Below are 12518 nucleotides of genomic sequence, written 5' to 3'. Positions count from 1 at the left end.
TCCAGGAACGCCACGGACTTGAATCTCGATGCACGTCCCCAGAGATTAGCCTATTTGGCATTCGGGAAAAACAGCTGTTGTCCGTCTACCTTGAAGTCTGCTATCGCTTGCTGGCCATTCTCGGAAATCAGCCAGTTGTGCCACTGTTCAGCGAGATCGTGCTTGAGATGCGGATGCTTCTCTTCGGAGATCAGCAAGCAACCGTATTGGTTGAACAATACTTCGTCGCCGGCAAAAAGCAGCGTCAGGTTCTGGCGGTTGCCAAACGCCACCCAGGTGGCGCGGTCCGACATCACGTACGCATCCATGGCTGCAGCGGTGTTGAGGGTTGGCCCCATGCCACTGCCGAGTTCGCGGTACCAGTCGCCATCGGGGTCCACGCCAGCATTCTCCCAGAGGCGCAACTCGGCGCGATTGGTGCCGCTGTCATCGCCGCGTGAGGTGAAGGGTGCCTTGGCATTGGCAATCGCCGCGAAGGCTTCAGCGGCACTTTGCGCCTCAGCAATATTCGCCGGATCGTCTGCGGGGCCAATCAATACGAAATCGTTGTACATGACATCGGCCCGCTCGCTGGCGAAGCCGTTTTCGACAAAGCGCTTTTCTCCGGCGGTATCGTGTACCAGAAGGCTGTCGGCGTCGCCGCGACGGGCGATTTCAAAGGCCTGTCCGGTGCCCACCGCCACCACCCGTACGTCGATGCCGGTGGCGTCTTCGAACTGCGGTAAAATGGCGTTGAACAGCCCCGAGTTCTGGGTGGACGTCGTTGAGGCCAGGGTGATGTAGTCATCAGCGAACGCGCTGAATGCCAGGCCCATGCTGGTTACACCTGCGAGTACAAGGGTTAAGCCTTTCTTCATCTTGTTTTCTCCTTTCGCGCGTGTGGAACTTCCATTGAGTAGCCAGCCGCTAAACCGTCAGGGTAAAACTATCCCACCAGTTCTCCGGCAATAAACGCTTGCGCCTCCCGCGAGACGGGCCTGTTGAAAAAGACGTCGGCGGGGGTGTGTTCGCACACTTTTCCGCCAGAAAGAAACAATACATCTCCGGCAAGGCGCCTGGCCTGATGCAGATCGTGAGTGGTCATTACGATGCGCGTTCCCCGCTGATGAAACTCGCGTACCGCTGCCTCCACGCCTTTAATAGCCGCCGGGTCGAGTGCGGAGGTGGGTTCATCCAGAAACAGCACCTGAGGAGAAAGAACCCAGGCGCGAGCCAGTGCCAGGCGCTGCTGTTCGCCGCCGGATAGCACGCGCGCGGGCGTGTTTGTGCAGGAGGTAAGCCCAAAATGCTCAAGCGCTTCGCAGGCGATCTGTGTACGTGTCTTGCGGGGGACATTGTTCACCGCCAACGCGTGAACGAGATTGGCCAGGGCCGAGCGACGCAACAGTACCGGTTGCTGGAACACCATTGCCTGGCGGGGGCGCCCCCCACGTGACCAGGCCACCTGTCCCTGAGTGGGTGAGAGCAAACCGTGCGCCAGCCGTAACAGAAGACTCTTGCCCGCCCCGTTGGGTCCCATCACCAGGGTAGGGCCGGTGCCGTCCAGGGTGAATGAGCAGGGTCCCAGTAGCGCCTTGCCCTGCTGGTTGAAGGCGACGCCATCAAAACGCAGCGTTGGTGGCGGGAGGAGGGCAGCCGAGGCAAAGAGCGGAACGTTAAATGACGTCATCCTATCCGTCTCCTTGTCAGTTCGCCCACCAAATAGGCGCCTGCGTTAATCAGCATGACCAGCGTCAGCAGCACAATCCCCAGCCCCAGTGCCAGTGGCAGGTTGCCCTTGCCGGTTTCCAGCACAATGGCGGTGGTCATGACCCGCGTGACCCCATCAATATTGCCGCCCACCATCATCACCGCGCCCACTTCGGCGCTGGCGCGGCCAAAACCGGCAAGCAGAACGGTCAATAACGCAAAACGGGCATCCCACAGCAGAGTGGGCATCATGCGTGAGCGCGACATACCCAGTGACATGAATTGCTCGCGGTACTCACCCAGAAGCTCTTCCACCTTCTGACGCGAGAGCGCGGCAAGAATTGGCAATACCAGGACCACCTGGGCAATGACCATGGCTCCTGGTGTAAACAGGAACCCCCACTCACCCAGAGGGCCGGCTCGCGAGAGCAGCAAGTAGACGGCGAGCCCGGCCACCACCGGAGGCAGCCCCATCAAGGCGTTGAGGACGACAATCATGACGCCGCGCCCGGGGAATCGCCACAGTGCCACCGCCGCACCGAGGGGGAACCCCAGAACGGCCGCGATCAGTACCGCCATAAGCGACACCTGCAGCGAAAGCGCCACGATCTGAAAGAGCGAAGCGTCTAGGTTTAGCAGTAGCGAAAGCGCCACGCAGAACGCATTATTTTCCACAGCTGCGTCTCCTTGTTATTGAGCATCGTGGAGTTTCTGACTACGCTTTGCACAGCCTGTTGAAAAATATGCAGCTAAAAACAGTTTAGTGCTTTTCCAGGCAGCAGGAGAGATTGATGACGCTTCCCGCATACCTCACCACGGCCGAAGCTGCCGAGTATCTGCGTCTGAAAGAGCGCAAAGTCTATGATCTGGTCAGCCAGGGCGTGATTCCCTGTGTGCGGGTGACGGGAAAGCTGTTGTTCCCACGCCAGCGTATTGATCTGTGGTTGATGAACCATCTGGAGGGTGACGACGCCGTCAGTTCGCCGACCCCGCCGGTTCTGGCGGGCAGCCAGGATCCATTGTTGGAGTGGGCGGTGAAGGAGAGCGGTGCGGAGCTGGCGCTGCTGTGTCAGGGGAGTGGCGATGGCGTACAGCGATTGATCGCCGGGCGCGCAATGCTCGCCGGGATGCATATCTGGCACGCTGAAAGCCGGGGCTACAATGATCCTGTCACATTGGGGCTGAGCGGCATGCGCGACCTGGTGCTGATTCGCTGGGCGAAGCGCCAGCAGGGGCTTCTGTTGGCCGCCGAGAACCCTCACCGACTTGCCCGCTTGGAGGATATCGCCCGCCCCGGCATACGTCTGGCGCATCGCCAGCCCGATGCCGGCGTCAGCCATTTGTTGCAGAGCTTGCTGGCACGCCACCGCCTCGATGCCGGACACCTCACGTGGGCAACGCATCCGTCGCTCAGCGAAGACGATCTCGCCTTGGCCATTCGCCAGGGCGAAGCGGATGTTGGCGTGGGAATCGAAGCGGCAGCGCGGCGCCAGGGGTTGGCTTTCATTCCTCTACAGCAGGAGCATTTTGATCTGGCCATGCGCCGGCGCCACTACTTTGATCCGGCCATGCAGAGGTTGCTGTCGTTTGCCGGTAGCGAGCGATTTGTACAGCGCGCCGAGGCGTTGGGCGGTTACGACATCGCGGAGCTGGGACATGTTGTCTATAACGCGTGAGTGTTGCCAATAATAACTCAATAAAAACAGGCCAATGAACCAGGAGCGCGCATGCCCTTGAACCCGAAAGATTCAGTGAAGGAGGTCAGCGGGGCGCTGGGTGACATCGGTACCTTGCTGCCACTGAGTCTTGGAGCAATTGGCGTGGCAGGGTTGGCACCGATACCCGTAATGCTGGGGTTTGCCGCGTTCTACATTGCAACGGGGTTGTACTATCGGCTGCCGATACCGGTACAACCCATGAAAGCGGTTGCTGCGCTGTTGCTGACCACCGAGGTGACGTCCCAGAGCCTGGTCGCCAGCGGTGTGCTGGCAGCAGGCGATGTCCATGCTGGTGTTCCCTCAACTGGCGCTTACGATCACCAATGCCATCGTACTGACCGCCTTGGTGGTTGGGGATTACTTCGGTGAGCAATCTCATCGCGTGTCGCCAGCCCGACTGTCGGTGACGACGGGCTTGGCGAACCTGTTTCTCGTTCCGCTCGGCGCCCTGCCCATGTGTCATGGCGCCGGAGGCGTGGCCGCGCACCATCGTTTCGGTGCCGGAACCGGCATGGCTCCCATTGTGCTGGGAACCGCTTTGCTCATGGTTGCTTTCCTGCCGGGGGGCTATCATTGATCGCTGCCATTCCGGTGGTGGGTCTCGGGGCCTTGTTGTTGGTAGCGGCTGTAGAGCTTGCCATGTCCAGGCGTCTCTGGGCCGCGAAGCCGTCTTGCTGGCCGGTTATCGCGACAACCGCACTGGTGACCGTCTGGGCCGACCCCTTGTTCGGGCTTCTGGCGGGTGTGGTTGCGGAAACAGTTCGGGCGGCTTGGGTGCGAGGAAACAGGGTAGGATCGGAACTTATGAAACAACCCATCACTGGCTATCACAAAGACAAGGAAAACCACTGGGTCGCTCAGTTGGCATGCGGCCATAATCAGCATGTGCGTCATTCGCCGCCTTGGGTGAACCGCCCTTGGGTCACTTCGGCGGTAGGTAGAGAGTCGATGCTGGAGCTTGAGCTTGACTGCAGGAAATGTGAAGAAGGTGCGCTGCCGGATGATCAACCGTGATCAGGTTATCGATAGTGTCCACTTATTCTCTAGCGGATACGGGTTCTACCCCGTTACTCGGACGCACCGCGACGCAGAGTCCGTGCTGGTGTTTCACCAAAACGGGCTCGGTAGGCGCGGGAAAAGTTACTCACATAACCGTAGCCGACCTTGTCTGCCACGACTTTGACAGGGTGGCTGCCGTCTTCCAGAAGACGAAGAGCCAGCTTCATGCGTTCATTGCGGATAAATTCGGCGCAAGTCTGGTCGTGCTTTTGTTTGAACAACTGGTCCAGTCGGCTTTCGGTCAGTCCCACCCGATCGGCCAGGGCCGGGATGGACAGCGTGGAGTCCAGGGCGCCGCTAATCTGATCCAGAAGATCCTGGTAGGCCTGCTCTTCCCACGGCGGCAGTGTGTCATCGGCGTCGGAGCCTTCCTCAAATCCTTCAATCAGTTCAGACAAAAAGAGGTTGGCGATGGCTTCCAGCTTCAAGTCGCGGCAAGCGCCATTGGCGTGGTGAGAAAACAATCCAGAGCCCAGTTGCCGTAAACGCGCGCTCGGCGTCATGGTGCGAATATGGCAGCTATCCCCATAGGGCACGTCAAATGCCTTGAGGGTGGCGGGCAAATTGCCGCCGAAGCGTGGGCGCAATGTGCTCAATGTGGAAGACGCACCAACATGACGAACCAGTTGCCCTTTGTGCAGTTGGAACTGCGAGCCCTGCTGGTCAACGCGCATCAGCAAGGCCGCGTCAGGGTGGAGCGTATGGCGCTCCCCATTGGGGCAAGCCAGTTCCGACTGTCCCTGTAGATGCAGGGCGCTCTCGATCCAGGGTTCGGTAGAGGATCCCTGCATGTCAAGAAAACAGTCTTCCAGCACCTCGTATTCCAGCCGGTCAACACAATGCCACTGGCAAACTGAAGCCGCTCCATGCGCCCACGAACGCCGGGGATATCAAAAGTGTTCCCGCCGGACATATTCAAAGTATGAATGCTGCCCTGCAATGAAAGGTCGTCCAGCTTTTTCATGATGATGCGCCATGATTTGTGTTTCTAGGGTTTCCCGCCCTTGGCCGGCGTATGACTGCGGCGAAAAATGATAAAACTCCGGAAAGTGATAAAAACAATAAGTAGTTCTTGCCCATCCCGCCTTCTACCCTACATCGCTTATAACAGAAAATTATATGTCGGAGTCGTTATGTCGCTCATCATTCAGCGCCGTATTGGGGGCATTGCCTTGCCCGTGTTGGATTCTACTCTGTTTCCAGCGCGACTTTTTCTTTCCTGTTGTTGATCTCGGTGCCGGCCTGTTCCGCGCCGGATGGTGCTGATGGCACAGGCCATGACGGTACCACCGGGGGGCGTGGTGAGAATGGCTACCATGGCAGCCTGTTCAGTAACGGCGGAGACGGCGGCGACGGCATGAGCCTGCTGTTTACCGGGGCGCGCCGATATTTGGCTGCTGAATTACCTGCCGGGGTAGATTGGGCAACGGACCTGACAACGCTGGCCGGCATCAATGATGGTGATCAGTTCAGTGTGACGGTCGACGGTGTTATATCGATTATTACCATTAACACCAATGTCCGATTTATCGCACTGGCGAGTGCGATTGATACGGTGCTGGAGCCCTATGGAATGAGCAGCTACGGTTTCAATCGCGCATCGGATGGCTGCACGCTGGATCTGCAGGGCAGCAGGAACTTTCTGTCTATGGAGCTGGCGAATGTAACCGGAACGCCGCTTTCCACCACAGGGTTCGACTTTGGTGCCGTGCCGGTGATTGTGGGCAGCAGCCCTCCGCCTTTTGAGCATTGCGGTAACGGCGGGGCCGGCGGGAAGTCTGACTATTTAATGGTAACGGCGGCTAAGGTGGCGATGGCGGCGCAGGGATCCTGGTAGACGCCAGCGCCAATATTCGTATCGACGCCGGTGCTCAGGTGCTGGGTGGTTACTGCATCACCGATTCCGCCCTGGCGGTGACCCAGGTCGGTACGGTCAATGCGGGTGCCAACCAAGCAACGGCGGCTCACTTTGTCAGTGGTGACAATCGCCTGACCCTAGAAAACGGTTATAGCCTGGGCGGCAATGTGCAGGCTAATGGCAATAATGATGTGTTGGCACTGGGCGGCAGCGCTGATGGCACCTTTGATACTTCGTTAGTTGGAACGGATGCCTCCGATATTTTTCGTAGATTCGAATCTTTTGAAAAAGCCGGTGGCAGCGCCTGGACGTTAACGGAAGGCACTGCTCAGGACTGATGGGTGAGTGAGGGGGGGGGGCACTTCGGTCTGATTGGCTCGGACGTCATCTGGACTGGCGACCATACCTTTACTGGCTCTGCCGTTCTTAACAATGGTGCGAGCCTTTCCCTTGGTGCCGCCGGCAATACCGGTTCCATTGTGGGGGATCTGCACTTCAGTCGTGTCAGCACCCTGGAAATCAATCGGGCCAACGACTACCTCTATGACGGTGCAATTTCTGGTGACGGTAACCTGATCAAGAACGGCGCCATGAATGGGGTGGGTTTTACCGTGAACAGAGGTGGCCTGCTGGGCGGCAGCGGCGCACTGGGCAATACCACGGTGCAATCCGGCGGCCCCCCTGGCGCCGGGCGAAGGCTTGGGCACGCTCACCGTCGACGGCAACCTGACCCTGGCCCAGGGCAGCCTGCTGGATTTCGAGTTTGGTGCGCCAAGCGTTGATTTCTCGACACCGGGCTCCAGCGACAGTGTTTCCATCAACGGCGATCTGGCTATCAATGGTGCCACGCTGACCCTGAACGACACCGGCAGCTTTGGTCGGGGCCTGTACCGCCTGTTTGATTACACCGGCTCCCTTTCCGGAAGCAACGGTGGCCTGCAGCTGGCCAGCCCGGATCCGTCCTACGGCCTGCAATACCTTACCGGCGACAAACAGATCAACCTGATCAACACCGGTGGCACCACGTTGAATTTCTGGAACGCCAACGGCTTGGCCAGCGGCACTACCCAGGGCGGCGGCGACGGCACCTGGACAGCGACGAATTCCGTCTGGACCGATGCCAGCGGTTCTGTCACCGGTCCCATGATCCCCAGCCCCGGCTTTGCCATCTTTGCGGGGGATGCCGGCACCGTAAAGGTATCTGATGTGGATGGCGCGGTGGAAGCCGACGGCCAGTAGTGGCTATCAGGCCACCATCGACAGTGTGATCAGCGGCAACAACGGCTTGATGAAAACCGGCGAAGGCACGCTGGTTCTGGAGAACCACAGAGTGGACGAAAGAACTGGCTGTGTCGGAATGTGATGTGAGCATCACCGGGCAGCCACAGGTCGTGGCTGAGCTCGCACCAGAGCATGAACCAGAACCTGAAGAGCTTACGGTAACGACACGGCCCACGGCGAGGATAGCTCGGTGACCGGGCAAGGTTGCAAAGGCAAGAGAGGTGATGATCTTAAAGACTGCCACAAGCCCGATCGCCGGGTCACGTTGTTGTTGGCTTCGCGAGTTCCGAGTTTTGGCGAAGAGGCAGGCATTAGCGCAGATGAACCATGACGAGCTGGAAAAGCAGATTTTCCGATCAAGATTGAAAAGGGATCTGTCGTGGTAAAATCGGTTGTGGAAAGGGCTGGAACCCCGTGGTACTCCCGAGTGAGAATTTCTGATTCCTCAAGAATGACCTTTGATTCGCTGCGCTGGATGGAGTTCACCCTAGCGAAGGTAAACGAGTCGTTGAGGTGCAGTCAGAAGAAACTGATCCAAGTTGGTGCCCGGTATTTCTTGGAGCGGGGTGAAGCTTTCATAAATGTTAGTTAAAACAATGGACTGAAAAACCTGAGCAGTTGGCCAGCTTTTTGCTGTGACCGTCTAGTAAGCGATTTAAACCAAAACGCGAAATGAAACAAAAGCTCAGGAGATTATCCATGAAACCCAAATCTAGCCTGGTACTTGCTGCCACACTCAGTATGTCCATGTCCGTACTGGCAGAAGACCCCATGAAGGTTGGCTTCGTTTACGTTGGTCCCGTCGGGGATCACGGCTGGAGCTATCAGCATGACTTGGGGCGTCTGGCCCTTGAAGAGCATTTTGGCGATAAAGTGTCTACCACCTATGTCGAGAACGTGAGTGAGGGTGCTGACGCAGAGCGTACCATTCGGCGACTCGCTCAGGCCGGCAATGATGTAATCTTCACCACCTCCTTTGGATTCATGAATCCGACGGCCCGTGTAGCAGAGCAATTTCCCGACATTACCTTCCTGCATGCCACGGGGTACAAGCGAGGTGAAAACCTTGGCACCTACTTGTCCGTCACCTATGAAGGTCGCTATGTCACTGGAACGGCCGCTGGTCTGGTGACCGAAACCGATACCCTGGGCTATATCGCCTCTTTCCCTATTCCAGAAGTCATTCGCGACATCAACGCCGTGTACTTGGGTGCCAAGGAGGTGAATCCGGATATTGAGCTCAAGGTCGTTTGGGTCAACACCTGGTTCGACCCGGCTAAAGAAGCTGATGCAGCCAATGCCCTGATGGACCAGGGGGTAGACGTGATTATTCAGCACACCGACAGCCCGGCACCGCTGATTGCAGCAGACAAGCGAGGCAATTGGGGTGTTGGTCAGGCCTCTGATATGCGGAAGTTTGGTGGCGATGCGCACCTGTTGTCTGTGGTAAATGACTGGGCGCCGTACTATATCGATACCGTGCAGTCGGTCATGGACGGGGCCTGGGAGCCGGCCGATTACTGGGGCGGGATTTCTGACGACGTGATTCAGGTGGTTGGTATCTCAGAGCGCCTGACCGATGAACAGCGCGCCAAAGTGAATTCGGTAATGGAGTCAATCGACAAGGGTGAGTTCCATCCGTTCACTGGTCCCCTGAAAGACCAGTCGGGCGAACTTCGGGTGCCTGAAGGTGTTTCAATGACCAAGGAAGAGTTGGCTGGCATGAACTGGTACGTTGAAGGTATGACCGCTACGCTGCCGCAATAAAAGCTTGCGCTTTTGCCCATAAAAAGCCAGCAGGTAAGTGGCCTGCCGGCTTTATTATGGGAAGTGCTTGTTCAGGCGTTTTTCAGGAGTGCCGCAACGCTATTCCGGACGCTTCGTGTCAAGTCCGCTTCGTCAAGGCCGGCGACACATCCGTCGCTGACGATGCGCTTGCCGTGTATAAAACTGTGCTTGACGTGTACCGGCTCACCGCACATAAGCGGTGACATCAGTGGAGCGTGCACGCCTGCAAAGCGTGGATTGTTGACGTCATACAGCACCAGGTCCGCCGCTTTTCCGACGGCCAGGCTACCGGTATTTTCCAGACCAAGGAGGTCTGCGCCACCCTGGCTTCCCCATTCAAGAACCTGCTCCAGTGTCGTGGCATCGGGCCCGTTCTGAGCCCGGTGAATTAACCAGGTCAGGTTCAGTTCCTGCAGCATCGATCCGGATTCGGCAGAGGCCGAACCGTCTACTCCCAGGGAAATGGGCACACCGGCTTCAGCCATCAGGATCACCGGGGCAATCCCGCTGCCAAGGCGGCAGTTTGAGGTGGGGCAGTGCGCGATGCCGGTCTGGGTGGCGGCGAGGCGTTCGATGGCATGAGCGTCACTGTGAACCAGATGCGCGTACCAGACGTCCTTCCCCAGCCAACCGCAGGATTCCGCATAATCGATCGCGCTCTGACCATATCTCTTATGGGCCTGAATTTCGTCGAAGTCTACCTCCAGCAAGTGCGAGTGCATTCTCAGTTTGTTTTCCCGTGCCCATTGCGCCTGGGCTTTCAGGCCTTCCGGAGAACTGGAATGGATCAGGCTGGTCGGCGCCACAACCAGTTTTTTCATGGCGTCTGGCCCGGCTTGATGGTGTTTTTTTCGGGTTGTGTCGAGGCGGTCGATGATTTGGTCGATACTTTCCGGCTCGATCTTGTGTTCGATCATGCCTTCATGGGAGCCGGTTTCCGTGGCGCTGCCCCGGCACAGAACCATCCGGATGCCGAGTTCCTCGGCGGCCTGCCAGACGGCGTCTTCCAACTCCGAGCTGGTGGTGCTGTGGTAAAGGTAATGGTGGTCGGCACAAGTGGTGGCGCCGGAACGAATCAGTTCATACAGTCCCAGACGAGCGGCATGGTACATAAGTTCTGGCGTCACCTTTGGCCAGAAGCGGTAGGGTACGCTGCTGAGCCAGCCTCCAAGATCCTGATTCAGCCCTTCCGGTACGCCCTTCATGATGGACTGGGCAAGGTGATGGTGGGTATTCACCAACCCTGGCCAGACCACGCAGCCGGACGCATCAATGACGGTTTCCGGGGCCTCCTGTGTGGGGGCGAGGGCGTTGCCCAGCTCGGTAATGTATCCGCCCCGGATGCGCAGGTCCCGGGCATCCGAAAACCCGGTGGACGCGACTGCGACGGCGTTCTTGATAAGGTAGTCCAATGGTTGCTCCTCTCGATGTTCAAGAGCAATGTCCCGAGGTGTTGCCGGTATCGCGCGTTCCTCTGACCGCTTCTACTCTTCTGAATGGTGGTTACCCCGGACTGCAATGCAAGATTGCGGCCATTTGCTGACCGGTTGGTCAGAGTAGGTGCTGCCTCGTTGTCGGCGGTTTTAATGCGCCACGCTGGTGCGAGGCTTCCGAAGGCTGCACTCGAATGGCTCTCCTGAAGCTCGCCCTGATACGCCGTGCAGGCCCGGGCCCCTGAATTTCAAAGCGGTTGCAGAGCTAGTCATATGGCACAAATGCTGCATCTTTTTGCATGGCAGGTCAGGTTCCTCCGGGGATCGCCTGCGAGTCTGAGTAGAAGCAGTCAGGAATCGCCAGACACGCGACTTCGGGTCATTGCTCAGTCGTCGACCGAAAGTGCCTGCAGGCGCGGTTGGCGGCGATGGCCATGCACTGCCTCCCGCATTCCTGCCATGTTTGCTTTCGGAAACCGTTCTAATCATTGGCGATATGCCGGGAGGCACAATGACTCACACTGCAGAAAAATACGCGCTGAAAGAACTGGACCTGGAAACGACCTTTGGTGGTATGGGTCGGGAGGTCGAAGGGGACATACCCGTTATCGATCTGTCCGACTTTGATCGCCGTAGAGAAGAGATCACTGATCAGCTTTGGCAAGCTGCCACTGACGTGGGCTTTTTTCAACTGTCCAATCACGGGCTTGAACTCGACCTGATCAAGCAGGCTTTTGCATTGTCCGAGTGCTTTTTTGCGTTGCCGGAAAGCAGCAAACAACAGTATCCGCTGAAAAAAGGACTGAATTCCGGTTGGGAGTTCAAGTCACAGGTACGGCCGTCCACCGGAACGGCGGATGAGAAAGAGTCGTTCCAGATTACGCTCCCACACATGGATGATCTCTGGCCGAACCAGACGGTGGTCCCGGAATTCAGCCGGGTGATGCTGGATTTCGAGAACCGCGCCTGGCAGCTGGGTATGACGGTTCTGTCGTGCTTTGCCGATCGTCTCGGGTTTGAGAGGGACTTCTTTGGCCGGGCCCATGATCGCAGTTTGGAGGATTATCAGAGCACGCTCCGGTTGCTGCACTATTTGCCCCTGGCCGACGATGCCCGCCTGGATGAATCCATCTGGCGCGCCGGGGCCCATACCGATTTTGATTGCCTGACCATGGTGTTCCAGCAGGAAGGCCAGGGTGGCCTGCAGGTCAGCCCGGGCAAAGACGCCGAGGGCAAAGGTGATGACCGGGAGTGGTTCACTGTGGCGCCGAAAGAGGACCGGATTACCTGCAATATCGGCGACATGCTGATGCGCTGGAGCGATGACCGTCTGAAGTCGACCCTGCATCGGGTCAGGATGCCGAAAGAGGGCGAATACAAGGGGCCCCGATACAGCATGGCGTTCTTCTGTCAGGCGAACAAAGAGCAGGTTATTCAGGGGCCGGGAAAGAAATACCCGCCGATCTCTGCACGGGACTACCTGTTGCAGCGAATCCAGGCCAACTTTGATGCCGCAGAGAAGGCGGCCGAAGCCCGGAAGTAATCGGGATAGAACGTTCCAAAGTGAAAAAGGCCTCCTTCGGGAGGCCTCAGATTGCTGACGAACCCCGGTTTTCCGGGGTTCGTTGCATTTGGGTGTTTTAAATTCAATTGGCGATGGATTGAGCCCAATATTCCCGATCGGATTGCCAA

16 protein-coding genes are annotated in these 12518 nt (G+C 57.8%); 11 read left to right on the top strand and 5 right to left on the bottom strand.

From position 1 onward, the window contains the following. Positions 1-50 precede the first annotated feature (50 nt). The 3 genes from AXW11_RS14540 to AXW11_RS14530 form a co-directional block, all read right to left on the bottom strand. The gene (locus AXW11_RS14540; protein ID WP_091644573.1) at positions 51-857 is read right to left on the bottom strand and encodes an ABC transporter substrate-binding protein; all 807 of its coding nucleotides are present in this window, start codon (positions 855-857) and stop codon (positions 51-53) included. A 68-nt stretch (positions 858-925) separates the two neighbouring features. After that, the gene (locus AXW11_RS14535; RefSeq protein WP_091644575.1) at positions 926-1669 is read right to left on the bottom strand and encodes an ABC transporter ATP-binding protein; all 744 of its coding nucleotides are present in this window, start codon (positions 1667-1669) and stop codon (positions 926-928) included. Further along, on the bottom strand, positions 1666-2364 hold the full coding sequence (locus tag AXW11_RS14530) for an ABC transporter permease (protein ID WP_036202883.1): 699 nt from the start codon (positions 2362-2364) through the stop codon (positions 1666-1668). The genes AXW11_RS14535 and AXW11_RS14530 overlap by 4 nt, the downstream gene beginning before the upstream one ends. Before the next feature lie 116 nt (positions 2365-2480). On the opposite strand from AXW11_RS14530, the gene AXW11_RS14525 reads away from it, so the two are divergent. Genes AXW11_RS14525 through AXW11_RS20860 form a run of 4 tightly spaced genes read left to right on the top strand, consistent with a single transcriptional unit; the run spans position 2481 to position 4421 of the window. Further along, entirely contained in the window at positions 2481-3365 is an 885-nt protein-coding gene (locus tag AXW11_RS14525) for a substrate-binding domain-containing protein (protein WP_091644578.1), read from the top strand. A gap of 51 nt (positions 3366-3416) precedes the next feature. Then, entirely contained in the window at positions 3417-3776 is a 360-nt protein-coding gene (locus AXW11_RS14520; RefSeq protein ID WP_228301443.1) for a putative sulfate/molybdate transporter, read from the top strand. Next, the gene (locus tag AXW11_RS14515) at positions 3694-3984 is read left to right on the top strand and encodes a putative sulfate/molybdate transporter (protein WP_228301442.1); all 291 of its coding nucleotides are present in this window, start codon (positions 3694-3696) and stop codon (positions 3982-3984) included. The genes AXW11_RS14520 and AXW11_RS14515 overlap by 83 nt, the downstream gene beginning before the upstream one ends. Continuing rightward, entirely contained in the window at positions 3981-4421 is a 441-nt protein-coding gene (locus AXW11_RS20860; protein WP_374700702.1) for a DUF3565 domain-containing protein, read from the top strand. Before AXW11_RS14515 ends, AXW11_RS20860 begins: the two co-directional genes overlap by 4 nt. Positions 4422-4474: 53 nt before the next feature. Here AXW11_RS20860 and AXW11_RS14505 read toward each other — a convergent pair whose 3' ends face one another. Next, a complete protein-coding gene (locus AXW11_RS14505; protein ID WP_490712220.1) occupies positions 4475-5281 on the bottom strand; it encodes an AraC family transcriptional regulator in 807 nt (268 codons plus the stop codon). A 419-nt stretch (positions 5282-5700) separates the two neighbouring features. Here AXW11_RS14505 and AXW11_RS14500 point away from each other — a divergent pair, with 419 nt between their 5' ends. The 6 genes from AXW11_RS14500 to AXW11_RS14475 all read left to right on the top strand — a co-directional run bounded on the left by AXW11_RS14500 (position 5701) and on the right by AXW11_RS14475 (position 9372). Then, on the top strand, positions 5701-6303 hold the full coding sequence (locus AXW11_RS14500; protein ID WP_143071184.1) for a hypothetical protein: 603 nt from the start codon (positions 5701-5703) through the stop codon (positions 6301-6303). Between the two features lie 38 nt (positions 6304-6341). Beyond that, positions 6342-6662, top strand: a complete 321-nt coding sequence (locus AXW11_RS14495; protein ID WP_091644580.1) for a hypothetical protein — start codon at positions 6342-6344, stop codon at positions 6660-6662. Between the two features lie 3 nt (positions 6663-6665). After that, positions 6666-7106: a hypothetical protein gene (locus AXW11_RS14490; RefSeq protein WP_143071185.1), complete on the top strand. Its 441-nt coding sequence runs from the start codon at positions 6666-6668 to the stop codon at positions 7104-7106. After that, a complete protein-coding gene (locus AXW11_RS14485; RefSeq protein WP_091644586.1) occupies positions 7024-7563 on the top strand; it encodes a hypothetical protein in 540 nt (179 codons plus the stop codon). Before AXW11_RS14490 ends, AXW11_RS14485 begins: the two co-directional genes overlap by 83 nt. Beyond that, positions 7535-7687: a hypothetical protein gene (locus AXW11_RS14480; RefSeq protein WP_158498346.1), complete on the top strand. Its 153-nt coding sequence runs from the start codon at positions 7535-7537 to the stop codon at positions 7685-7687. Before AXW11_RS14485 ends, AXW11_RS14480 begins: the two co-directional genes overlap by 29 nt. Before the next feature lie 617 nt (positions 7688-8304). Further along, the gene (locus tag AXW11_RS14475; protein ID WP_041332568.1) at positions 8305-9372 is read left to right on the top strand and encodes a BMP family ABC transporter substrate-binding protein; all 1068 of its coding nucleotides are present in this window, start codon (positions 8305-8307) and stop codon (positions 9370-9372) included. 71 nt (positions 9373-9443) lie between these two features. Here AXW11_RS14475 and AXW11_RS14470 read toward each other — a convergent pair whose 3' ends face one another. Next, positions 9444-10805 carry an amidohydrolase family protein gene (locus AXW11_RS14470; protein ID WP_041332569.1) on the bottom strand — a complete coding sequence of 454 codons (1362 nt, stop codon included), beginning with the start codon at positions 10803-10805 and terminating at the stop codon, positions 9444-9446. A 532-nt stretch (positions 10806-11337) separates the two neighbouring features. Between AXW11_RS14470 and AXW11_RS14465 the strand changes: the two genes are divergently transcribed. Then, positions 11338-12369, top strand: coding sequence for an isopenicillin N synthase family dioxygenase (locus tag AXW11_RS14465; RefSeq protein ID WP_041332570.1), 1032 nt, complete (start codon positions 11338-11340; stop codon positions 12367-12369). The last annotated feature ends 149 nt before the right edge of the window (positions 12370-12518 follow it).

The sequence above is a fragment of the Marinobacter sp. Hex_13 genome (genome assembly GCF_001566815.1).
Taxonomy (GTDB): Bacteria; Pseudomonadota; Gammaproteobacteria; order Pseudomonadales; family Oleiphilaceae; genus Marinobacter; species Marinobacter salarius.
Note: the sequence above shows the minus strand (reverse complement) of the source record. Positions and strands in the feature narration are given on the sequence as shown.

Bases quoted from the DNA above. Each gene is read 5' to 3' on its own strand.
- AXW11_RS14540 (WP_091644573.1), bottom strand. From the start codon at position 857: ATGAAGAAAGGCTTAACCCTTGTACTCGCAGGTGTAACCAGCATGGGC.
- AXW11_RS14535 (WP_091644575.1), bottom strand. From the start codon at position 1,669: ATGACGTCATTTAACGTTCCGCTCTTTGCCTCGGCTGCCCTCCTCCCG.
- AXW11_RS14525 (WP_091644578.1), top strand. From the start codon at position 2,481: ATGACGCTTCCCGCATACCTCACCACGGCCGAAGCTGCCGAGTATCTG.
- AXW11_RS14520 (WP_228301443.1), top strand. From the start codon at position 3,417: ATGCCCTTGAACCCGAAAGATTCAGTGAAGGAGGTCAGCGGGGCGCTG.
- AXW11_RS14515 (WP_228301442.1), top strand. From the start codon at position 3,694: ATGCTGGTGTTCCCTCAACTGGCGCTTACGATCACCAATGCCATCGTA.
- AXW11_RS14480 (WP_158498346.1), top strand. From the start codon at position 7,535: ATGGCGCGGTGGAAGCCGACGGCCAGTAGTGGCTATCAGGCCACCATC.
- AXW11_RS14475 (WP_041332568.1), top strand. From the start codon at position 8,305: ATGAAACCCAAATCTAGCCTGGTACTTGCTGCCACACTCAGTATGTCC.
- AXW11_RS14465 (WP_041332570.1), top strand. From the start codon at position 11,338: ATGACTCACACTGCAGAAAAATACGCGCTGAAAGAACTGGACCTGGAA.